A 23,180-nucleotide genomic window follows, 5' to 3' on the forward strand; every position below is an offset into this window, starting at 1 on the left:
CCCAGCGACCAACGGGAGCGATTGCTGCGGCTTGTTAACTGCGATCATCCTCAGATGCAACCGCATTGAATATTTTGGCTAGCTCAGAACAGACGGACATAGGTACTCCCGTAGTTAGCAATGCTCCTTCTTGGAAACAGATATTGCCAACGTTCTCACCACCCTCGCAGTAGAATGCCACCCCTACACCAGAAAATATTACTTCTTCATGAGTAAATGGATTGACTCCCTTTCTATCTGGGGCTTGCTCAAGAAGTTCATGTTTAGAAATAACCTCGCTCCACAGATCAAGATCGATTCCTTCAGTATCTTTGACGATCTTGCCGAAGTCCATCAACTCTCCTTAGCAGTTAACAGTTTATTAATGAGCCAGTGGCTCACTATCCATTTGGCCACTATTTCTGGGAGGGAGCTTCCAAGCTCCACAGAAAAGCCTTTATTTGCGGCAGGTTACAAACTATTGTCTAAATAACAACCAGAGATAGTGAGCCATTGGCTCAAGTCGTCTGGTTCGACCTCCCGCTCTTGATCACATTTTACCCATAATTAAATCAATAAGTTAGGGGGAATTTCTGTAGATGTCAGCCATGGCTCTATAATTCGGGCTTTCGCACCGGCGGCACGCCATCTCCACTACTGAAAACCACAGCTAGTATCACCCGCTCGGAATCGCCATAGCCGCAATCAAGTTATGCACAGCCAGTCGGTTAGCCACTTCGACAATGCAGCTCGCTACCAAATCAGCGGCATGGTTGGCGACGTTTACCGGCTGGCCTGCATCAGTCTGCAGAGTCTTGGTTGTTACATAAACGCTGGACATTAGATCGCCGGCACCATCAGTTTGTACTGTGTTTTGGTTGTCGATTACGGCAATCGTACATTTAAGTACTGCAGCAGCCTGAGCATCGCTATTAGTGGGCTCGGTGGTCTGGGTTACCGTTGCACGCACAATGGTGCCGGCACTGTGGCCGTCGTCGATGGTGTAGGCGAACTGCCAAGCCTCCAGGCCTGGCACGGTAATCGGGGAAAAGCTGGGCATTATCTATTCCTTTGCTTAGTCAGATTTGTGTTGTCCGTTATGGGTAATGATGCGGTGTAATGGATCAACGCCGGCGGCATAACTCTTACCACCTACAGAAACCTTGTACACGGTATGCAGGCCGGCACATTCGACCCGCTCGACAGCTTCCCAGGTGAGCGGTTCTTCTTCATGCAGTACACCCAGCTCAACGCCCTCGCAGTACTGCGCCTCGTAGACCCGCCCTGCACGGTCGGTAACGGGGGTTTCACGGCTGCAAATTACCTGGGCACCGCTTGTTGTGGTGAGCAATACGCAGGGTATTTCTGGCTCTGCATCTACCACGCCAGTAATGAGGCTTAGATGGGTTTCCTCGTCGCCAGTATCCCAGCAGTCGATCAGGTTCCCGCTTTCGCAGTTGTCTGCAAGTAAACCTTCGCGCAGCCAAGTGCCTGCAGCAACGCACCAGGGATCTCTAGGGACTGTGGTTCCACCTCCATTGCTCGGGGTTGTAATGGTGCCTATACCTCGGCGCCAGGTATTGGCGACCAGCTGGGAAATGTTGGTAGCTTTACTGAATCTATTTCTTCTGTGGTGCCAGGGGTGGGAATGTGTAGCTGAACAGACTTTTCAGTTTGTTTAAAACGGTATCGCGGATGATGATGCGCTGGCTCATTGGGGATCGCTCCAAGAATTTTGGACATTAAAAAACCCGCTGATGCGGGCTTGTAAAGTTACTGTTCGGCAGAGTCTGTTCGTACTCAGTATTTTTTATGGCACCTGAGTTTCAAAAGCTTCTATGAATAAATTTACAGATTCTTAAGTTTAAAACCTTTGGCAGTTGATCTAATGCAGAATCAACAAAACTGCGGCTCTTACTTGCAGCAACATATTTATATCGATTCATCTTCTCTGGCTTTTGACAGCGCTGAAGCTATCAATCCTGCTGGGATTGCTACTATCCCAAGCCCTATCATCAGAACAAAAAAAGTAAAAAGTTTTCCACCAGTGGTTATCGGATACATGTCCCCATATCCTACTGTTGTAAGAGTTGTCACGGACCACCACAAGCAGTGAAACACTGACTTGAAATTATCTGGCTGAGCCTCGTTCTCAAAATAATAGATTCCCACTGAAGAAAGGTACAGAAGAATAATTGAAACAAATCCAAATAGAATAATTTCCTCTTTAGCTATTAGCACGGCCCTATGAAAACGACTAATAGCTTTGTTGTACCTCAACAACTTAAATATCCTAAATATTCTCAATAGTCGCAAGGATCTGATGGCCCTAAGATCAAGACCAGAAGAAAGATAAAATGGAAGTATAGCTATAAGATCGACAGCTCCAAAAAAGCTAAAAATGAACTTTAATGGCTTTTCTGCACAATAGACTCTTAATAGATATTCAAACGTGAATATAACTACCGACATAACCTCAAAATAATAAAGTGCTTGCTTCTGAAATTCATTTACACCTGGAAGAGTGCCAAGCGAAAATGCAATCAATGAAGATACAATCATGAGCTGTATAAATAGTGCGAACTTTCTTCCTTGAGATGTTTCAACATCATTAACTACTTTTTTTAATTTTTCCCTGAAACTCAAGAGAATTTCTTTAATTGACATAACGAGGTTGTAGAAAAACTCCACTTCACTCTTCCTATTGTTATCCTATGTGATAAATATAGTGTTCAGGATTGAAAATCCAGCCAAATATCTCTTAGAGCGACTTCTTCGCTTAATATTTGATCAGCCATAATAGCCTGCAAATGAAATTTAATTTTCTAAAGCCTTGGCCCCATTTCAGGCTTGTGTGAGTCAAAGGTGAATACGTCGCACTGGAAGCACTAGTTAGGCACCATCCTCGCTGACCTCAACTGCTGTTAAGTCGAACCTGACTTGGTACTCATACAGCGAAACATTCGATATTACCGACACAGCATATCGAAGGTTTTTGCTAATAGGCTTTGCGACTATTACTCCGGCCACCTCCTTGTCTTTACCAATCATGGCCTTGATCCACCCCATGTATCTGAGCAGCTGTCCGAGTGCCTTGTCTGGCGCACGGGCCCGCTTTAGTTCAAATACCACGAAGTTTCCATTTGTATCCACAGCGAGGATATCGATTGGTCCGACCTCCGTAGAGAACTCAATGCCGCCACAACCGGTGCCGTCCTGATAAAGATGGAATCTTCGGCCTCCTACTGATAGCGACGCCATATTATGCGCTATAAAGTCCCGCAATTGATGCTCTAGAGCAAATGCCGCCTCTTCAAATACATCATCATCTTCGACCTCACCGAGCACTGCATCGATAGCTTGCTCTGGTACATTAGCGCCAAGTATGAATAATCGAACTTCATCTGGGAGTTCCTCAACATGCCAGCCGTTACTTCGAAGTGCGTTTCTGAATTGATGCGAATTATCTGATGATGGATTCAATCCCTCCGGAAGATGCTCGGGATGTGAACGCAGCCATGATTTCATTGCATGAATCTCGATCCCACCATCATCTTTTGGAATTACAACATTGAAGCGCCGCATGAAATTCTCCTATGGGGGGCTAACAGTTAATTCAAAAGAAACTTCTTTATATCACTTTTGGTCCCATCTAAATATTAATGAGTTACTGATCTTCATCTATAAATATGAGAGATTACTGCTGATTATTATTAAAAACACAGCTAAACATTCTTTACCAAAACTTAAATTATTCCCTATATTTCTAGCTGCCTCAACTTACTAAAATCTTTCGGACACTCCTGAAGACTTTTTACAAAATCTAAAGTCTTATAAAACCTCTCTCTAACATCCTCAACAGTTAAGCTAAAATAAAATATTGCATAATTATTATGAGCTAATTTATTTCTCAATAAGTCTAATTGAAGAAAATCCTTAATAGAATCATTAAGCGTATCATCTTCTTTCACTTTATCTTTCATAAACTTCTTGAATTCATCACCAAATAAAGCAAAAATTTTATTAGAATTATTTTCCTCTCAGTCAAATAATGTATGGTATTGTCGAGTTAAGGCCTTTTTATTTACAAAATTATACGTTAATAAACACTCTTGAGTCGCCAACACCTCAAGAACAACTTTTGTCACCTTTGTTTCAAAATAACTAGCACAAGCCAGTAATGCAACCTTTGCAAATTGATCTTTATAATCACTTGTAAAGCTTACTTCCCCGAGTCTCAGTAACAAATTGTAATTTTATTCATAATTTACAAAGAGCGCCTCAACCGCTATCAGTGCATCATCTCGTACATGCATAATTTTAGCTCTGAAGAATTTATTTAGCTTTATTCAAACGCCCCACGACACTCTTTTGTAGAGTGGTTTTACCCGTAGTGAATACTTGAAATTTTTCATCTGATTTAAGCGAGTTAATATACTCTTCAGTAATAGGTTTCGTAACCAGGCTACCAGATTCTATCGCATCCTTTGTAGAGACATAGGACACTGATTCAAACAGCATAATACTGGAACGCCTGTATTGATTGATGAAATTAGAAACATCAAGACCACTACAATTAGATAAAAATGAATCCCAAATATTTTTAAAGTGCTCAATTTTTTTGTATCATACTCTTTAGCATGATTGGCATATTTATTAATTAAACCAGTAATTGTTCTTTTATAATTATTGACATAAGTTACCATTGCAAATACACGCAATATGGCTTCCACATCATTTAAACGTATTTCGAGGTCTTCCTTTCCCAGAATACTTATCCAACATGAATCTTTGTTCATATCCAATAATGACCTTAAAAAATCAGAATGATATAAGCTCATTCTAATTTCTTGGACACCAAGGTTTACGCACCACTATTCAGACAGTTAAATATTTCAAACATTGCCCCGTCTTCTTCATCTCCAGAAACGGGTTTCACCACCATATTTCTTATGGTTGATAAGTCTAATGAAGTTTTAAAATTCTCAAGGGTCTTATAATTTTTTCCACTAAATTTATTTTCCTCTCCCTCTACAAGCCCATCAAGATTCAGGCTGAATTTCTGGAAAAACTTATCATCTTCCATTACGTCATCAGGAATTTTTCCATACTTATCAAAAATTTCACGAAGCTCTCCACGCTTATTTTTTCGTGAAAATCTTCCTTTTACGAAATAGTAAATGGTCATAAGTCTTTGCTGACCGTCTATCACTAAGAACTCATTCCTTCCACTTTCATATAAAAAATCTGCGGGATAGGCAATCCTATTAGCAATGATTCTATTAGTTTTGAAGCACGCTTTATATCCCAAACATAATGCCTTTAAAAAGTAGGTATTTTGAATACATTTGATTCAATGAAACTAACAATTGTCAAAATGTTAAAGTCATTGGGAGCTGTTGTTAACTGATATTCATTAAGAGGATAACTTTCATCCTCTTCTTAGAATTCAAAATCAATTTCACTTTCTTTTTCAATCTCAATTTCATCTAACATTTCAGCTCCATCGATAATTTATTTGCCCCTATACCATGCGATTATATGGAGGCATGAGAAAATCTAAAAGTTAATTCAAGAAAAGCTTCTTAATACGCCTAAAGTTCAATCACTTCGGGAGCAAGATAAATTCGGTGGAATCTCAATATAACTTAATAACTGGCAAGGAAGCCTTAACCTTCAATACGACATATTCACTAAGACAACTCATATGGCCAATAAATTTTGAGCAACATGAAAATTCTTGGCTCGGCTTCCTAGCATAAAAGCGCTTTGACTTCAGCTTAACAAATGGATACGACATGGCGTTAAAGAACGTACTACCCCATCGTAGGTTTCAATAACCATATCAAGTAGTTTTATCGGGCCTGGATAGGCAGAAATGGCACTAAAATTAACGCCACCTTAAAAAGATTATACAAGAGCTTCGAGATGTGAAGATTCAAACAAAAAAAGGGCCTATAAAGGCCCTTTTTTCCACCCGTAAGTTTGTGTACGGGTTTATGTGCAGTTTGTGTGCAGTTTGTGTGCAGTTTGTGTGCAGTTTGTGTGCAGTTTGTGTGCAGTTTGTGTGCACCTTGCAGAAGTCAATTTCTTTTCTTCTACAACCCCTTGAAGCACAAGGGAAATTTGGTGGAGCTAAGCGGGATCGAACCGCTGACCTCAACACTGCCAGTGTTGCGCTCTCCCAGCTGAGCTATAGCCCCAAATTCTGCTGCCTGACGTTTCCGTCGAAAGCGGGGCGCATTTTAGCAAGGTTTAGGCGCCTGTCAACAGAAAAAATAACTTTTTAATCAATTAGTTAGCTGCCAACAATGGACGCCCTCAGAAGCTGTCAATTCCAAGGGCTATGAAGGCAGCAAAGCCTTAATTGAGCCCAGCGTACTCCTTTTCCCAGCGCTTCAGCACCTTCTTCCCGGCGCCGCCCAGTACGTCGATTGCCTGACGCAGGCGGGCGCGACTGAGGTCGGGGCCCAGGAGTACCATGGCTTCCATCACAGAGAAGGAGGCGGTGGTGCCGCTGATGGCAACAAACAGTGGGGCGTTGAAGTCTTTCAGCTTGATTTCCATGGCTGTGGACAGGGCTTTCACTGCCTGGAAGATACTGTCCTTATCCCAAGCACGCAGGGCTTCGAGGCGCCACAGGGCAAATTGCAGCAGTTTCTTCTGGTCATCCAGGGGTAGCTTGTTACCGCTGAAGCTCTCTTCGGTCAGGGGCAATTTGCCGGAGGCGAGGAAGCTAACCAGAGGAGCAAAATCTCCGAAGGTCTCCATACGCTCTTTGGCCTGTGACAGCACCTTGAGCAGATTGTCACGGTTAAACATCCACTCGGTGAGGCGATCGGCGAGCTGCTCGTTTTCCAGCTCGCGAATCCACAGGCCATTCAGCCAGGACAGCTTCTCCACATCGAATACCGGGCCGCCCAGGGAGACACGCTGGATGTCGAAGTGCTCCAGCATCTCTTCGAGGGAGAACTTCTCACGCTCATCCGGCATGGACCAGCCCATGCGGCCCAGGTAGTTCAGCAGGGCTTCGGGCATAAAGCCGGCGCGCTGGTAATAGAGGATAGAGGTGGGGTTCTTACGCTTGGACAGCTTGGTCTTGTCCGGGTTGCGCAACAGCGGTAAGTGGCAGAGCACCGGCATTTCCCACCCAAAGTATTCATACAGCAGCTTGTGCTTGGGCGCAGAGTTAATCCACTCTTCACCACGAAGTACATGGGTGATCTCCATCAGGTGATCATCTACCACATTCGCCAGGTGGTAAGTGGGCATTCCATCGGACTTGAGCAAAATCTGGGCATCTACCTGGGCCCAGTCAATCTCGATAGTACCGCGCAGCAGGTCTTCCACTACACAAGTGCCGCTCTCAGGCACATTCATGCGCACAACATAAGGCGCTCCGGCGGCGCGGCGCTTCTCTACCTCTTCTTCCGGCAGGGCGAGGTCGCTGGGCTTCAGTGAAGTGCGCCCTGCTTCGCGTAATCCTTCACGCAGCTGCTCCAGTTCTTCCGCAGTACGGTAACAGTGGAAGGCATGTCCTTTCTGTACCAGCTCGTCACAGTAAGTTTTGTAGATATCACCGCGTTCGCTCTGGCGGTAGGGGCCGTGGGGACCTCCTACATCGGGCCCTTCCTGCCAATCCAAACCCAACCAGCGCAAGCTGTCGAGAATCGCTTTCTCGGATTCCGGGGTGCTGCGCTGCTGATCGGTATCTTCAATACGAAGTACAAACTGGCCACCCTGTGCTCGGGCAAAACACTGGTTGAAGAGAGCGATATAGGCAGTACCAACATGGGGATCACCGGTTGGTGAAGGTGCAATTCGGGTTCTTACGGTCATGACAAACCTGATAGAAGATGGATAAAGGACTGTTAAGGCGCGGGATTATAGCGCTGGCTTGCCCCTGGGCCCAGGCGGTATTTTTTCAACAAAAAGATGCTTTTCGTGCCATAGCTCAAATAAAGTACACAATTGACGTGACTTGATTCACGAAAAAAGTATGATTGCCGCCATAAACATGGAATAGCTTGACTAACGCAATAGCCCTTATTGTGCAGGGATTTCCGCGAGCAACTTTTCCTCAGAATGATAAATCAACGGCTCAGGAAGATAGGCCATGAAAAAAATGTAGTTCGTTCTCTGGTCGCAGCAGGCTTGCTTGTTAGTATCTCTTCAACCACTTTAGCAGCATCAGACAGTCAAAGTAGTGATATCGAGCTTAAGTTCAATGCGACAATTGATATTGACGGTGTTGAGAATATTTCGATTGAAGACCCGGCACTGGATACCGATGCAACTGGTGGAGACGGTTTTTGTGTAGGTGGCTTCGGCTTCTCTACCTTTAGCATTACCTTTGAAAGCAACGATGGCAAAAATGATGATGAATTCAGCCTAATTAATAGTGATGAAAGCCAAAAAGTTACTTACAGCGTCGGCTTTGACAACAGTACCTCGGGCAGTTTTACAAACGTCACTGAGGGGGCTGCCCTTGGGAATCAAACCCGAAAAAACGCCTCCTGTACTGGTACAGACAACGCTAGGTTTCAAATCACAGTCGCCAATGATGACTGGCAGACTCCCAATGTGCTAGACGGCACTAGCTATACTGACACCCTCCTGATCACTGTAGCTTCCGAGTAATTTAGTGGGCAGTTGGACTCTAGCAACTGCTCCGACAGCTCCTTATGGCAGGATGTCACCCGAGAGGGCTGGCGCTGGCTTTTTGCTTGGCGCAAGCCCTTCAATCTGATGCCCTAGCGGCAACAGCGGCTACCTTCTTGCTGGAAACATCAGCGCCGGAAGGGTTTGATGCGCTGCTAGTCTCCGAACATCTTGTGGTTGATCTCTATTACGGTGGTAAGGAAATTGGGGCCGCGCAGGTTTCAGTAGAGTCTAACCATATCCGCTTTGATTCCCCCGAATCTGTACTCGCCCTTCTGCCAGAAGTGAAAGACCCCGAACGGGTACTCACTTTACTGGGAACAAGCCAGTCCAAAAATACACAATATATCTGTCACTCAGCTAGACAAGTGAACTGTGGATACCTGCTGCCTGAGGAGTTCGCAGTTATCTATGACGAAGAGCGTTTTCGGCTTGATTTGTTTTTTGCACCCGAGCTGTTGCCTCTGCAGGCAGCGATTAAAGACCCTTACTTACCGGCTGCCAGTAGTGACTTCTCTGTAATTCAGAATCTAAGTGGCACCTGGAGTGGTGTCGAAAGTGATTGGGGCCCAAATAGTTACCAAGCAACATTGAGCGGCAATACCATTATCAGTTTTGGTGAGAGCGCGCTGCACAGCCTCTGGTCCAACGCAACAGAACAGGGTGGCCGGCTTCATAACTTGCACTGGAGCAGGGATTTTCGTGGGCAGGCCTATTCAATAGGGTTATTGCAGCCACAAGGTGGGCTTAATTTTTTTAAGGCTCAAGAGACTATATACGGCTTGGAGTTGCGAAAGTCCCAGCGAAGCCGTACCGATATTAAGTACCAGCAAGGAGCCCCACTGGAAATTAATATGCCAGTACGCGGGCGGGTTGAAGTCTATCGGGATAAGCGCCTGGTTCACACAGAACTATTGGAGGCAGGTAACCGTTTATTAAATACCTCCACTATGCCGCATGGTGCCTATGAAGTGGAGATTCGTACATATGATGAGACTGGGCGAGCACTCAGCCAGCACACAGAATTTTTTGCCAAGGACTCGTTGCTGCCGGCTCCGGGAGAGTGGTTGTGGAGCTTCCAAGCAGGGTTACCCACTCTACCCTACAATACGGGCACTTTGCCCGAGTATTATGATGAAGGACTGGTTCAAGGCTCGATTGCGCGCCGCCTTTCAACCGGCACAGGACTATTCGCGTCAGTAGCTACCACAGAGAAGCAACAACTGGCAGAGGTTGGCCTGCGCTGGGTGGGGCAATATCTGGAATTTTCCCCAAGCCTGGTTACTTCCAGTGAAGGCCGTAATGGCCACCGTTTTCAAGCTCTAATAAAAACGCCTTTTGCCACCATAAATGCGATGGAGGCCAGGCTTCCAGCAAAAGACCAGCGGCCTTTCGATAACAACTATCAGCTTTTACCCGGAGGGTATTCCCAGCGCAGCTTTAGCTTACAAAGCGGTATTCTGGGTGGGCATCTTTCCCTGCGCCATAGCGAGCGGGACAAAGCTCAAAATCTATTACCCAGTGATTTCACTCTGGATAACACTGCCGATGGAGCACGTAAACTAACAACCCTGGAGTTTCGCCGCACTTTCTTTCAAAGCGCAAATTGGCTAGGCAATGCCAGCTTCTCCTACGGCAAAGCAGATGGGCTGCAATATTCCAACCTTGGTATCGAGTTCCGCCTGCGATCAAAACACTGGCAGCACACCGCTAATTTGCACAGTGAAAATAGTGATAGCGGAACAGACGGGGAACGGTTGGCTTTTCATACCCGCTGGCGTGACCGTGACTTATGGGCGCCAGAGTTTGAGCAGAAACTCTTTATTGAAAAAGCATCGGGGGCAAATTACCTGGAAAGCCGTACCCACCTGGCGGGACATATGGGCTATGCAAATGCTACTGTCGGTTTTACTCATGATGATCAGGGTGATGCCATTAATTATCTGGGAGGCTTTAGCACCAACTTGATTTCCACAGGTCGAGAGCTGGCCTGGGGAGGCGAAAGGGCATTGGAAAGCGCAGTTATTGTCGATATTGAAGGAAGTGATCAACAGAATTTTGAAGTACTGGTGAATGGTGTTCGGCGCGGCTATGCCAAGGGTGGTAACAAATCTGTTATTAATCTACCGGCTTTTAAAAGTTACGATTTGTCACTGCGCCCGCTTGAACAAGGCTTCTTTGATTTTCGCGAGAGAAGTGAAACTGTCACCCTTTATCCCGGCAACGTAAGTTCAGCGAGCTACCAGATCTTGCCCCAAACACTGGTTTTAGGCCGACTAAGCGATGAAGGCATAGGAATAGGCAACATTCAGGTTTTCATCGGCGACCACAATACTGTTACCGATCAATATGGCGTTTTCCAACTGGAAGTGAGTGGCGACCAGCAAACTCTAACCGCCCAGGAAATTACCTGGAGTAACTGCCGCATCCCTATAAAAATCCAATCCGGTGGGGAAAACTGGCTAAATCTAGGCACCATTGAGCAATCTCGCGCTCTTTGCCAAATCGAATACACCTCGGAGGCAAAAGGTGTACGCCAATAAAACACTTCTAAAAAAAGCTATTTGGCCTGTTTATTTTATGCTTATCCTAGCTATGGGATTGGGCTTACCAGTGAATTCGCAGACCAGTTGTTCCAGTAATGGTAGTTTACGCACTTGTAATCTTGGGGGATCCCACACTTTAAATTACGAAACAGACCCCAAGGATATCCCTTTCACCTTACGCAGTCATCGACGCGGTAATGCCTGGTCGTACTATCTAGAAATATCACCGTTAAACGGCAATACTTTTTCACTGGTCTCAGATAACGGAGAGCAGATTGATATTTCTATAACATTCACTTCCAACGGAGGCATTACAGAGGTATTAAATCCAGGAGTTCTGGCCGGCTCCTTTGGTGGTACCACAACCGATACAGGTGCTTTTCTTTCTGTCGAGGTAGATAGTTCTCTCACTCCATCTTCCAGTCGATACTCCGGCAGCTTTCAAATGGAACTAAGCCAGTATTTTTTAATTTTCCCCATTGATACAGAAACCATAGAGTTCGACATAGTCTTGGAAGTAGAACCAAATATTACTATTCGCAACCTGGGAGATATCGACCTGAGTAATTCAGGCATCACTTTGGGCCAGGTTATTAAGGGATCAGAAGATTTCTGTGTAGGCGGTATCGGATTCTCCAACTATACCGTTAACCTTAGCAGTAGTAATGGCAGTACCGGCGGTGGTGGAAGCAGCGGTTATGAGTTAGGTGGATCAAGCGAAAATATACCCTATACAGTAACTTTCTCAGATGACTTAACGGGCACTAGCGGCATAGCGCCCGGAGGACTCGGGGACGTGCCTGGTAGTTTCTCCCGCAGGACTGATGAGTCCTGTATTTCTGACAACGCGAGAATCTATATCAGCGTCTCCCCGTCAGACTGGGAAAATGCCAACGAACCGTTTTATACCGATGTTTTGACGGTGACGGTTAGTAGCCAGTAGATTTACCACAGGAGCCAGCGTCAAATAAAACCTCTCAAGGCAGAAAAATATAAAAAGCCACTAACTTTATTAGTCGCTATATCGAAAAAAATTTAGGCTAACTGTTAAGAGGGAAACGAACCCTTTCGCTTTTGCGCCCACGTAACAGTACTTCCAACTCCCCATCTTTTGGGATGTCCTCAAGTGAGAGATTAGTTCTGGCATACAAACGGCCCGATACATTCAATTTCCTACAGTTTCCATCGTCGAGGCAATGACGTACTTCAACAACTTCAATATTGATATTGCCATCATTAACCAGCTTGTAGCTATCTCCTTCCCCAACAAGCTCAACTTTATACTGGCCGCTGCTTGGCTGCACAAATACCAAGGCCTGGTAGGCTACGAGTATTTTTAAGGCCGTTTGCTCAGTTTTGATTTTTCCGACAACTGGCTTAAACGTCACCCGATAAACTTTCTCTTCTTCCAGGTCACGATCCAAGGCCATCAGGCGGAAACGTCTTCTTTCTCCTGGTGCCAGGACAGCCTTGGCCGGGCTAACAAGAAGCTTGAATTCATCGGGGTTCACCACCCTTACACGCTGCTCATTCTCCTGCCCGGGGTTATCCACCCGGAAAATCTCTGTTTGTAAGTACAGAGTCTCATTATCCGGGTTGGTGATTACAACGTCATCCCGAGCACTGGGAGCGTCATCGAGGTAAAGGATTACTTTGTCTAGAGACATCGCAGCCAGGGCTGGCTGTGAAATTGCCAAAAGCAATGCAAGGAATATCTTTTTCATAGGAAAGTGAATAACTCGGCATTCATTATTCTGGTGGCGGTATTTTACACTAGGAGTGGGCGGCAGTTGGCTTTATTTACCAATCAAGCCTTGGGAAAGATAATTATTTCTCTGTAATAACCAATTGAGAGTAATCTTTCAGTCGCACTTCAGAGAGGCAATCTCCAGCCCCCAGTGAAAGCGGCTTCTGCTGTTCACCTTCATCCAACCCAGTTGCGACCAAGGAGAAATGCTGTGTGGGAATCTGTCTCAAACACAGCTCGCGCTTAGCTCCCTTCTCAAACTGGCGCCACTCAGCTCGGGTGGGCAATATCAATATAATCCGGGCGCTAGCGGATACTGCATTGCCTGCTGCGACAATACTTTGCATTGAAGATGGCGCCACCCTAAAGATGAGCTGCACCAAAGCCAGCGTTAAACTTCCCACCATACCTCTCAGAGCCCCAGCACCATCACATTTGCGTAAACTGCAGTTGGCGATCCAGCCTAATTCAATCCCTACTGCCGGCTCATGGTACCAGGCGCCAATATTTCAGCCCCACCATGCTTGCAACAACTGGAGCACAGTCTATTTTTCCTGTAAGACCCGGGGCCTACCCAGGTCGGAAATACCCATTGGTGACAGGGGCCGCTCGCCCCAAATCCAGCCGACAATAACACCCGCTTTCCGGACTTTACTCACATGCTAATCGCGCACCGAGGCGACAAGACCCGCCAACCGGAGAATACAATCGCCGCCTTCGAAGCAGCCCATAACTTGGGGGCCTGCGCAATCCAGTGCGATGTCCGCTTCAGCCTGGACGGAACACCCTGGTGTTTCCACAGCGATACACTGCAATTGCCCAGCGATAAGCGCGTGCACTTCTTTCACGAACTGAGGGACTCACAACTACACCACCAGCCCATCAACTCATTTATCCAATTGGTGGACTGGGCAAGCTGTCATCGCCACCTGGACTGGTTTGTAGGGATTTCCGCATCCAATATTACCGGTATCGGTTTCACCGCAGCAGTGGAAAAGCTGCTGGACCTCATGCGTAATGAACGCGAATCCTTCGCCCTGCTCTCCCAGGACTGTCGCAGCTTACGCGCTGCACGCAATATGGGTTGGCACAGGGTGGCACTGCAGATCAGCTGCGTCTCCCGCTGTCTATCGGCAGATATTGTTACTCTTGCTCCTGAGTATCTGCTGATTCGGGACAGTTTTGTTGAGTGCAATGAACTACCACCGGGGCCTTGGCAGTGGGTTGTTTATGAAATCAACTCCACAGAGGAGGCCGTTCTCTGGCGTAAACGCGGCGCACACCATATCCTGACCGGTAACCTGCCATTATTAATGCGCTCCCGGGAAGCGAGTGATGTCTACGGATTTTGACGTTCTAGTCGTCGGCGCCGGAATTCTCGGCGCCGGTACCGCAGAGGCCCTGGCCCAAGCCCATCACTCTGTCGTCATTTTGGAGCAGCTGGGGATTGCCGCTGCGACCTCCTCACGCTCTTCAAAACTGATTCACGGTGGCTTGCGATATCTGGAAAGCGGACAATTCCGCTTGGTTTATGAGTGCCTGCGCGAACGCAGCTGGTTACTGGATAACAAACCTCAGCTGGTGCGCATGGTGCCTTTTTATATCCCTGTGTATCGCAACAGCAAAAGATCTCCCTGGATGGTCAGACTGGGGCTCAGCCTTTATGCCCTGCTCTCCGGTATTCGAAATGGCGACTCTAGATTCCGATCCCTGCCTAGGTCTGAATGGGATACCCTGCCCGGTCTAAAGCGTGAAGATTTACTTGCCGTATTCCGCTACTACGATGCACAGACAGATGATGCCGCCCTCACCCGTGATGTGGTTGCATCCGCAATTGCCCATGGTGCACAGATTATCTGTCCCGGCAGTTTGGTAGGAGCGGAGGTCACTGAAGATTGTGTACGGATTGACTATGTGGCCGACGGTAAACTCAACACACTGCGCACCCGTGCCCTGGTCAACTGCAGCGGCCCCTGGGTCGCCACTACAAATGCCCGCTGCTCACCGCCAGTCGCCCTTCCACCAATAGATCTGGTCGCAGGCACCCACATATTGCTCCCGCTATCTCTTGGCAACAAAATCTTTTATGTGGAAGCTGATGATGGGCGCGCAGTTTTTGTGATGCCCTGGCAGGATAAAACCCTGGTGGGCACCACAGAACGTCCTTATTGCGGTGATCCGCGGGATGTGTCCCCCACAATTGAGGAGGAGTCCTACCTGCTGCGCACTGTGCAGCAATACTTCACCCAGACTCGCGGGCTGCAAGCTGAAGATATCTGTGAAAGCTTTGCCGGTCTGCGGGTACTACCTGAAGCGGAGAAAAGCCCATTTGCACGCTCAAGGGAATCTATGATCTGCTGCGATGATGAGCGCAAACCTCGGATTCTCGCCGTAGCCGGTGGGAAACTCACCAGCTACCGCGCCACTGCGCGAAAACTGGCACGGAAACTCGAAGCCACTCTGCAGGATAAGGCAACATCAACTCACGAAAGCACTGAAACCTCTAGCCATTCCAGCACCTCTGAGCGGGAACGGAACCTCTAATCGATCAAAAGAATTCAATGCTTCTCTCGATTAACCGTAATAAAGTCCCGCGCAGAGCTTAATTCTACGATAGCAAAATAGGGACGTGGTAATTTTCAGTGAAAATATCAGTGGAGAGATCGGCAGCCAGTTATGGAAAAACCATACAAAACTACAGTACCTTCTAATCAAACCTCTACTCTAACCGAACCTCTAAAGGAACAAAGAGTTTAGGTATTTGGCACTACAGGAGTGGATTAGTTTTACCGAAAATCTATTGAAGAGCAGTACTCATGTGAGTAACAAGTTTCAGCCAGCAGAGAGAAACCCTTTGCACCCGCTGGCTTATTGCCCCCTACTTCTAACCTTCCTCTACACTAGAATTCATTACAGCTACACACATGCTTCCAGGGCCTGAGCAAGGCCCTTGTAATACATAGGTGGCTCGCTTATCACATCCGGCAACACCATATGTTCTGGTACCCAATTGGTGGATAGTTATAGATGAAGCATCACAATTTAAGTCAAAAGGCGCCCTCTTAGAGACGGTTTCTTTCATCAGAGTAGTGCAACCTCCCAAAGCCATTGCTGCAATACTCAGACAGATTAGTTTACTTCTCATACTTAATTCCTTTTATCAGATATACTCTTAAAAACAGCAAGCTATCAATTTTTTCTGGCTAGCCATACTTCTAGGAAGATGAAAAATAATACGCTCTAACGTAAGCTGCATCAATATAATGATACTTCTGAAGTTTTTATCTGAGCACTCAATAAGTTATCAAATATATAGCTAGAGTGGATGCCGCCATTGTTTTGAACCCAGGTTATCCACTCTCCTAAAGGAGAGTGCCTTCCCCTCACCTAACCAGATAGGGGCAATAGTACCGAAAAAAGCATTACCTGCAGAAATACCTATGAACAGCAGACCCAATATGCTTGTTATTGATATATTTAACAGCATACAAAGCTAAGGGTAAAATCAAATAGCTAGTAACAGGCACAATTATACCCACTGCAACAACTACTTGGAGGAATTTTTGATCTGGTAAAATTTGGGCCACTCCATCGGGAATAAAATATACGAGGGGCACCAACGATAAAAAAGTGATAAATACAACGAGATGCCTGTTATGGTGACGCATGGACATTCTCCCACCCCTCTTATTAACACAAGAGGGGCTCTGAACTACTTTTGGTTAGTTGCACTAAGGTAACTGTTGTATACCCAGCGGTATGTAGTGTGCTGGGCTAATATTTCGCCGAGTTCCATTCCATGTTCACTTCGCCAATCGTCCATTATCTCTGCCAACACAGATGACCAGGTGGCAACCTTAACCCCCGCTTGGCTCATACGATACATAGCCGCTTGCATAACGGTGTTATTCCAAGTACCAGAGGCATCTACCACAGCATATACATCATATCCTTCTGCCACGGCGGAAATCGCGGGAAACATCAGGCAAACATCTGTAACGATACCTGCCATAATAATTTTTTTACGGCCCGTCGCTGCTATAGCTCGTTTAAATTCTGGGCTTTTCCAAGCATTTATCTCACCCGCGCGCTCAATTATTTCATCGCCCAAGATATCTGTTATTTCTGGCATAACTGGTCCATTCGGCCCGTCAGGCATACTTGCAGTAACAACAGTGGGCATGTTTACTGTTTTAGCAAGACTTGTCAGCCCCTTAATATTCTGGGTCATTAGATGGGGATCCATATCCCGACAACTCACCAGCAACCCTGTTTGATGGTCAACTAACGCCAATACAGAATTATCTACTGTCAATGTCTCAACGTACTTATTCATGCATTTACCTTCTCATTTACTGATTGGATTTCCTAACTACAATGGCATTAATATCGGTATCCGCTATTAATTTACCGCAGTAACTTCTGATCAAATCTCCATCTGTTACAGTCTCTTTTTGCTCCTCTTCAATAAATCGGCCGCTACCTTTGGTTAGATACACCAGAGATTCGCTGTTAATTGATAGTTGCTGATCCGCCGATAAATTGGCAATTTCAATAATCGTACTACTATCGAAAGTAATTGTTTGGTTCTTATTTCCCCCATAAATTCTTGTAACTCCACTCTCGGCAGGTATGTAATACTTGTAACCAGCGGCCTGGCCAGGCGCTGTAGGTAGAACCCATAGCTGGATCATTCGGTTTTTCCTGGTATCTGGATTTACTTCATTGTGAGTAAAACCCTGACCTCCCGCCCGCTGGACTTGTACGCCACCTTTTTCCAACCCCCTGCCATCTTCTAATGAGCCTTCATGCTGTATACGCCCATCTATCATCACCGAAATAACATCTATCTCATGATGTGGATGCATGCCCGTTTCACCACGGGGTTTAAAGCGCGCATCGGCCAAATACACAAAGTTATCCAGGCCTTCAAAGGTATTTGGGCGTTTATGAGGGCCAAATACACGACTGTCGGTTACCAGCCTGTGCTCTTTTAGCCCAGCAAAACCACCTAACGGTAACGAGTCACGAGTGAGAATCTTCAAAATGTGCCTCCCAGACATTTGCAATACGGGAGCATCTTAGGTGCAATCTATTGTTTGATATATACTAAAAAATGAACAAAATTATTTCATTTTTAACAACAATAGATTTCCATGATTCACAACTTAAACGATATGATGGTTTTTTTGGCGGTGGTAGAGACAGGCAGTTTTACTCAAGCTGCAGACCGTCTGGGAATTCCAAAAGCCAACGTAAGCAGAAAGGTCGCTCGGCTAGAAGATCGACTATCCGTCAAGCTATTAGAACGTTCTACCCGCTCCCAGGCTTTAACAGAAGCAGGAAGAAAGTATTTAAGTCACTGTAAACGTATTGAAGAAGAAATGATGCTGGCAGAGGCCGAAGTTTCTGAGGTACTACATGTTCACCGCGGTCCTATTAAGGTTGGCGCATCAATCACTATCGGCCAGAAAATCCTAAAACCAGCCCTGGCAATTTTTTTGAATCACTATCCAGAAATACAAATGAATTTGAGCCTGGTGAACCATCGGGTAGACCTGATCGAGGAGGGTTTTGACGTTGTTGTACGGGTTGGGGAAATGGGTGACTCAAGGCTGATTGCGAGGCCCCTCGGTCACGCCTGCAGAAAAATTTATGCCAGCCCTGATTATCTCAATAAAAATGGTACACCTTTAAATATCAAAGAACTTGTACATCACCAGTGGCTATTTATGAACGCCTTGGGTAATGAGTCAAAAATTATTTTGCAAAATGGAAATAGGGTTTTTCAACAAAAAATAAAACCGAGGTTTTACTCAGATGACCTCTCAACTATTAAACAAGCAACAATTGATTCTTGTGGTATCGCAGTCTTACCAGATTACATGTGCTTTCAAGAAGTTAAAGAGGGCACTCTTATTAACCTACTACCAAAATGGAGCATGGAAAGAATAGGTATATATGCACTGTATCCCCAAAATCGCGCCAAGATTGCAAAAGTAGGTGCTTTTATAGAATTTCTATCAGATGTATTTGAGCGAAAAGGTTTACGATTCTGACTTTTTTATACTGGTTTCCTATCATCAACTTGGTACCTCTTCCGATTATCTTTGGCCTTCATGAACAAAAATCCTCGGCCATTAGATTTTTCTATCGATGACTTGCATAGCAAGCCCTGTCCATACAGGGGCGCCATAATGGTTACCGTAGGATTGGTATCCAATAAACGGCCCGGCCGCGCACTATTTTTGCAGTTTTCCACAGCACCCCTCCTCGTCAGCAAAAACATCAACCCTGGCAGTCTCCCCAACGCCTCACCAATGAACTTCAGTAATGCGATGCGAGCCAACTGATGGGGGCAAACCGTACCCGATTCAAACCCTATATATAGATTACCAACGTGGTAAAGTTGTCAACTTGAATATACCTTGGCATGCTCCACCTTCTATAGAAACTACCTATAGAAACTACAAAACCCTCACTCCCCCAGAAAAGCTAATCAGCATACTCATCGAGGGATACATCGATACCAATCACAATGGAAGAATGCTACCTTGGCTAATTAATTACTCAATTGGTGACTCTGGTTTGCCATGGTATGCTGATTTCATAGCAAGGAACAATGAGATACTAGATATGAAGGATTCTTGGGAAGTTATAAAAGAGAAGCTTTCTCAACTTGGCTGTTTAGATAAGTTGAATTTAAATTCAGGCTGTTCACAGAGCGAAATTGAGGTACTAGAGCAGCACTTAGGTGTTGAGCTACCGGCTGACTTAAAAGAATTTTTGTCAGTACATAATGGTCAGTTTTTTCGGGGGTTAGGCCTTTTCTTTGAATCACAATTTCTATCAACCTCTGAAATTGCACAGCGCTGGGATAGTTGGCGAGAGCTGGATGAAGAAGAAATGAATAAGGACTGTGCTGATTACATGCGGTCCAATCCGGAGGGCTTTATAAAACCTCTATATATTAATAAGTTTTGGATTCCATTAACTTTTGATTGGGCAGGCAACCATATTGGTATCGATTTCGACCCTGGTAAAAAAGGAATTCCTGGCCAGATAATAGCTTTTGGCCGAGATGAGGATACAAAGCTCTTGATTGCCGAGAACTTCACTGATTTTATTTCAAAGTTTATTCAGGCCTTAGATACAGCCAGCTGGAAGGAAGAGAGGTTTCGAGGGGAGTTTAAAACGTTAAGTAGCTTCCAATAAAGCCTATCTGTCTGGTAGCTCGGTTATCCTGATGAACCCAGTTTAATACGCTAAGCGTTTGCTCTACCATCCCAGCCAGATTTGTATCGGCATCACCGTTATCTCGTAACGAAGCAGCGGTTGCCAACCTGCCAACCACTGCTCTATTCATATAATGCAGACAATCCGCTTTATTCAGGGCCACTTTGGCGGGGGAAAGTTGTCAGCCAGCTTCTCCACATAGCGGGCGAACAGGCAGCCCAGTCGCCGGCTCCGGTGTTGACCAAACAGTAGTCGCTTTTGCACCGAACAAGTAATCACCCGTTCATAGTCACCATTGCCGCAATAGAACAATGGACAACCCGGCAGTTAACTACTTTGACAATACGGCTCGCCATCAAGTCAGCACGTGATCCGGAGAAGCTAAGGGTAACATTTCGAGCCGTGCTGACACCCAGATTCAACAACAACAGGCCATCCCGCCATAGGGTATGGGTTTTACATCCCATATAATGGCGGGCTACTCTGTTTTTAATAGTCTTTTACGCCGCAGTTTATGTCTGAATACAGCCCCCACCGCTTTTGCACCGCACCACTACTCGATTGGAGTGATCGCCATTGCCGCTATATGTGGCGCCTGTTGAGTAAGCGGGCACGCTTGTATTCGGAGATGGTGACTACTGGGGCAATATTGCATGGAGACAGGGAGCGCCACCTGCAGTTTGATGCAGCAGAGCAACCCGTAGCCCTGCAACTGGGCGGAAGCGATCCCAGGGAGCTGGCCGAATGCGCCCGTATCGCCGAGGAGTGGGGCTACGCTGAAATTAACCTCAACTGCGGCTGCCCCAGTGACCGGGTGCAATCGGGCCGTTTTGGTGCCTGCCTGATGGCAGAACCGGATGTGGTGGCTGAGGGTCTGTCCGCGATGCGCGAAGCAGTATCTATCCCAGTTACGGTAAAGCACCGAATCGGTATTGATGATATGGAGGACTATCCTGGCCTGACCCGTTTTGTGGAGGCCCAGGCAGCTATTGGCACTGACACATTTATCGTACATGCGCGCAAAGCCTGGCTAAAAGGCCTCAGCCCAAAGGAAAACCGCGAAATCCCCCCACTTAATTACGATATGGTTTACCGTCTGAAACAGGACTATCCACAGCTACAAATCATTATTAACGGGGGTATTAACTCGCTAGAGGAGAGCCTGCAACATTTGCGGCATATGGACGGTGTTATGCTGGGGCGTGCAGCCTATCAAACTCCGGCAATCCTTGCCCAAGTGGATAGCCTGCTATTTGGTGAAAGTGAAGGGCCGGATGCAGCGCAAGTGGTCGAGCAAATGCTGCCCTATATAGAAAATGAAATGCAGCGCGGCCAGCGCCTGAATCATATTACCCGACATATGCTCGGGCTTTTCCAGGGGCTGCCGGGCGCGCGGCGATTCCGCCGCCACCTAAGTGAGAATGCCCACAAGAAAGGGGCCGGACCAGAAATTGTTGAACACGCTTTAACGCTCGTTACCCAGGCCGCATAGAGGGTAAACCAAGATGGCTGGAAATGGAGGCCAATCAATGACAGAGGGAGTGCAATGAACAAATTGGAACAACTTAAACAGCGCAGCTTAGTAGTGGCCGATACGGGTGATATTGAGGCTATCCGCCGCTACCGCCCTCAAGATGCCACCACCAACCCCTCACTACTGTACAAGGCCGCCCAGCTCCCTCAATACAAATCGCTTATCAAAGAGTCATTGGGGTGGGCAGCTCGCCACCAGAAGCAACGTGGGACAGCGGAGACAGCGCGATTAGCGGCAATTAAGCTAGCAGTGGGTATCGGTACAGAGATATTACAGCTGGTCCCCGGCGTGGTTTCCACCGAGGTGGATGCGCGACTCTCGTTCGATACCCGCGCCACAATTGATTACGCCAGGCACCTGATCACTCTCTACGAACAAACGAATGTAGAAAGGGACCGTGTGCTCATCAAAATTGCTTCCACCTGGGAGGGTATTGCAGCGGCAGAAATCCTGGAACAAGAAGGCATCCACTGTAACCTGACCTTGCTATTCAGCCTGTGCCAGGCCATCGCCTGTGCCGAGGCCGGAGCCACTTTAATCTCTCCTTTTGTCGGCCGTATCCTCGACTGGCACCTGGCAAATGGTGAGCGCAAGGGATTCAGTGGCGAAGAGGATCCCGGTGTATTGTCGGTACGCAATATTTATCACTACTATAAATCCCGCGACTACGACACCATCGTGATGGGTGCCAGTTTCCGTAATACAAGTGAGATAGAAGCCTTGGCTGGCTGCGATCGCCTGACTATCAGCCCGCAGTTGTTGCAGTCCCTGGAGGAAAGTGAGGGGATGCTGGTAGGAGGCCTACCGGCGATTACAGAACCTTTGGCTCGGCCAACCCAGAGATTGAGGAAGCGACATTCCGCTACCAGCTCAATAGCGATGCCATGGCTACAGAAAAGCTAGCAGAAGGCATTCGCAACTTTGTTAAAGACCAGCAGCGACTTGAAATGCTGCTACAAAGCCAAGTGATGGGACACCAGGAAACTGATGCTGCAACAAATCCGTAAGCTGTTTGAGCAGATTGGCAACAGTGCCGATGTAGAAACACGTAATGAAAAAGACGTGCGCATGATCAGCGCCGCCCTTCTAGTTGAAGTGGCGACTGTGGACCAGAAGCTGGACCAGCGCGAGCGCGACACCCTCACGCATCTACTTTGCCAACACTATGCACTAGATGTACACAGCGCCGCCGAGATTATTGATGAGGCCATTGATCAACGGGAGCATGCCACCTCATTATTCGAGTTTACCCAAGCAGTTAATGATCAGTTCACTGAGCAGGACAAGTACCTGCTGGTTCGGCAAATGTGGCAGGTCGCTTTTTCCGATGATGTTATCGAGGCATTTGAGGAACACCTTATTCGCCGGGTATCCGAACTTATCTACCTACCCCACGGACTGTTCACCAGAGCCAGGGCGGAAGCGAGGGATTTGAAAGATAATTGAGTCGCTAGCTGAATAAGTTGGGGGAATAGGT

The 23,180-nt window shown here is 46.6% G+C and carries 22 protein-coding genes, 1 tRNA gene and 1 pseudogene; 10 read left to right on the forward strand and 14 right to left on the reverse strand.

What is annotated here, in order from left to right; all coding sequences use genetic code 11:
• Positions 1 to 34: 34 nt before the first annotated feature.
• The 9 genes from P3339_RS18920 to gltX all read right to left on the reverse strand — a co-directional run bounded on the left by P3339_RS18920 (position 35) and on the right by gltX (position 7,818).
• Positions 35 to 334, reverse strand: a complete 300-nt coding sequence (locus P3339_RS18920; protein ID WP_282951565.1) for a hypothetical protein — start codon at positions 332 to 334, stop codon at positions 35 to 37.
• Positions 335 to 655: 321 nt separating this feature from the next.
• Entirely contained in the window at positions 656 to 1,039 is a 384-nt protein-coding gene (locus P3339_RS18925; protein ID WP_282951566.1) for a hypothetical protein, read from the reverse strand.
• A 15-nt stretch (positions 1,040 to 1,054) separates the two neighbouring features.
• A complete protein-coding gene (locus P3339_RS18930; RefSeq protein ID WP_282951567.1) occupies positions 1,055 to 1,330 on the reverse strand; it encodes a hypothetical protein in 276 nt (91 codons plus the stop codon).
• A 581-nt stretch (positions 1,331 to 1,911) separates the two neighbouring features.
• Positions 1,912 to 2,670, reverse strand: coding sequence for an ion transporter (locus P3339_RS18935; RefSeq protein ID WP_282951568.1), 759 nt, complete (start codon positions 2,668 to 2,670; stop codon positions 1,912 to 1,914).
• Between the two features lie 201 nt (positions 2,671 to 2,871).
• The gene (locus tag P3339_RS18940; protein ID WP_282951569.1) at positions 2,872 to 3,564 is read right to left on the reverse strand and encodes an endonuclease NucS domain-containing protein; all 693 of its coding nucleotides are present in this window, start codon (positions 3,562 to 3,564) and stop codon (positions 2,872 to 2,874) included.
• A 173-nt stretch (positions 3,565 to 3,737) separates the two neighbouring features.
• Positions 3,738 to 3,962, reverse strand: a complete 225-nt coding sequence (locus tag P3339_RS18945; RefSeq protein WP_282951570.1) for a hypothetical protein — start codon at positions 3,960 to 3,962, stop codon at positions 3,738 to 3,740.
• A gap of 881 nt (positions 3,963 to 4,843) precedes the next feature.
• Entirely contained in the window at positions 4,844 to 5,290 is a 447-nt protein-coding gene (locus P3339_RS18950; RefSeq protein ID WP_282951571.1) for a DUF262 domain-containing protein, read from the reverse strand.
• Between the two features lie 816 nt (positions 5,291 to 6,106).
• Positions 6,107 to 6,182 (reverse strand) — tRNA-Ala (locus P3339_RS18955).
• Positions 6,183 to 6,342: 160 nt separating this feature from the next.
• A complete protein-coding gene (gene gltX / locus P3339_RS18960) occupies positions 6,343 to 7,818 on the reverse strand; it encodes a glutamate--tRNA ligase (protein WP_282951572.1) in 1,476 nt (491 codons plus the stop codon).
• 315 nt (positions 7,819 to 8,133) lie between these two features.
• On the opposite strand from gltX, the gene P3339_RS18965 reads away from it, so the two are divergent.
• From P3339_RS18965 to P3339_RS18975, 3 genes are all read left to right on the forward strand, one after another.
• Positions 8,134 to 8,619 carry a hypothetical protein gene (locus tag P3339_RS18965; protein WP_282951573.1) on the forward strand — a complete coding sequence of 162 codons (486 nt, stop codon included), beginning with the start codon at positions 8,134 to 8,136 and terminating at the stop codon, positions 8,617 to 8,619.
• Positions 8,620 to 8,705: 86 nt separating this feature from the next.
• On the forward strand, positions 8,706 to 11,183 hold the full coding sequence (locus P3339_RS18970; RefSeq protein ID WP_282951574.1) for a TcfC E-set like domain-containing protein: 2,478 nt from the start codon (positions 8,706 to 8,708) through the stop codon (positions 11,181 to 11,183).
• Positions 11,184 to 11,253: 70 nt separating this feature from the next.
• Positions 11,254 to 12,129, forward strand: a complete 876-nt coding sequence (locus P3339_RS18975) for a hypothetical protein (protein ID WP_282951575.1) — start codon at positions 11,254 to 11,256, stop codon at positions 12,127 to 12,129.
• A gap of 97 nt (positions 12,130 to 12,226) precedes the next feature.
• Here P3339_RS18975 and P3339_RS18980 read toward each other — a convergent pair whose 3' ends face one another.
• Together P3339_RS18980 and P3339_RS18985 are read right to left on the reverse strand one after the other, a co-directional pair.
• Entirely contained in the window at positions 12,227 to 12,910 is a 684-nt protein-coding gene (locus P3339_RS18980) for a fimbrial biogenesis chaperone (RefSeq protein ID WP_282951576.1), read from the reverse strand.
• A gap of 103 nt (positions 12,911 to 13,013) precedes the next feature.
• On the reverse strand, positions 13,014 to 13,280 hold the full coding sequence (locus P3339_RS18985) for a hypothetical protein (RefSeq protein WP_282951577.1): 267 nt from the start codon (positions 13,278 to 13,280) through the stop codon (positions 13,014 to 13,016).
• Between the two features lie 312 nt (positions 13,281 to 13,592).
• Between P3339_RS18985 and P3339_RS18990 the strand changes: the two genes are divergently transcribed.
• Entirely contained in the window at positions 13,593 to 14,285 is a 693-nt protein-coding gene (locus P3339_RS18990) for a glycerophosphodiester phosphodiesterase family protein (RefSeq protein ID WP_020412049.1), read from the forward strand.
• Positions 14,269 to 15,477: a glycerol-3-phosphate dehydrogenase/oxidase gene (locus tag P3339_RS18995; protein ID WP_020412048.1), complete on the forward strand. Its 1,209-nt coding sequence runs from the start codon at positions 14,269 to 14,271 to the stop codon at positions 15,475 to 15,477. Before P3339_RS18990 ends, P3339_RS18995 begins: the two co-directional genes overlap by 17 nt.
• Positions 15,478 to 16,645: 1,168 nt before the next feature.
• On the opposite strand, the gene P3339_RS19000 is transcribed toward P3339_RS18995, so the two are convergent.
• Both P3339_RS19000 and P3339_RS19005 read right to left on the reverse strand, forming a co-directional pair.
• Positions 16,646 to 17,269, reverse strand: coding sequence for an isochorismatase family protein (locus tag P3339_RS19000; protein ID WP_282951578.1), 624 nt, complete (start codon positions 17,267 to 17,269; stop codon positions 16,646 to 16,648).
• A gap of 16 nt (positions 17,270 to 17,285) precedes the next feature.
• Positions 17,286 to 17,978: a pirin family protein gene (locus P3339_RS19005; protein WP_282951579.1), complete on the reverse strand. Its 693-nt coding sequence runs from the start codon at positions 17,976 to 17,978 to the stop codon at positions 17,286 to 17,288.
• A 111-nt stretch (positions 17,979 to 18,089) separates the two neighbouring features.
• Between P3339_RS19005 and P3339_RS19010 the strand changes: the two genes are divergently transcribed.
• Both P3339_RS19010 and P3339_RS19015 read left to right on the forward strand, forming a co-directional pair.
• On the forward strand, positions 18,090 to 18,992 hold the full coding sequence (locus P3339_RS19010) for a LysR family transcriptional regulator (RefSeq protein WP_282951580.1): 903 nt from the start codon (positions 18,090 to 18,092) through the stop codon (positions 18,990 to 18,992).
• A gap of 274 nt (positions 18,993 to 19,266) precedes the next feature.
• Entirely contained in the window at positions 19,267 to 20,148 is an 882-nt protein-coding gene (locus P3339_RS19015; protein WP_282951581.1) for an SMI1/KNR4 family protein, read from the forward strand.
• Between the two features lie 296 nt (positions 20,149 to 20,444).
• Here the strand turns inward: P3339_RS19015 and P3339_RS19020 are convergent, their stop codons facing one another.
• Positions 20,445 to 20,636 (reverse strand): hypothetical protein, encoded by a 192-nt coding sequence (locus tag P3339_RS19020; RefSeq protein ID WP_282951582.1) that lies wholly within the window; start codon positions 20,634 to 20,636, stop codon positions 20,445 to 20,447.
• Positions 20,637 to 20,683: 47 nt separating this feature from the next.
• Between P3339_RS19020 and dusA the strand changes: the two genes are divergently transcribed.
• From dusA to P3339_RS19035, 3 genes and pseudogenes are all read left to right on the forward strand, one after another.
• Positions 20,684 to 21,661, forward strand: a complete 978-nt coding sequence (gene dusA, locus P3339_RS19025; protein WP_040628208.1) for a tRNA dihydrouridine(20/20a) synthase DusA — start codon at positions 20,684 to 20,686, stop codon at positions 21,659 to 21,661.
• 54 nt (positions 21,662 to 21,715) lie between these two features.
• Positions 21,716 to 22,710: pseudogene (tal, locus tag P3339_RS19030) on the forward strand (transaldolase).
• Positions 22,691 to 23,149, forward strand: a complete 459-nt coding sequence (locus tag P3339_RS19035; RefSeq protein WP_020412041.1) for a tellurite resistance TerB family protein — start codon at positions 22,691 to 22,693, stop codon at positions 23,147 to 23,149. Before tal ends, P3339_RS19035 begins: the two are co-directional and overlap by 20 nt.
• Positions 23,150 to 23,180 lie beyond the last annotated feature (31 nt).

Source organism: Microbulbifer sp. MLAF003, assembly GCF_030012965.1.
GTDB classification, from domain to species: Bacteria; Pseudomonadota; Gammaproteobacteria; order Pseudomonadales; family Cellvibrionaceae; genus Microbulbifer; species Microbulbifer variabilis.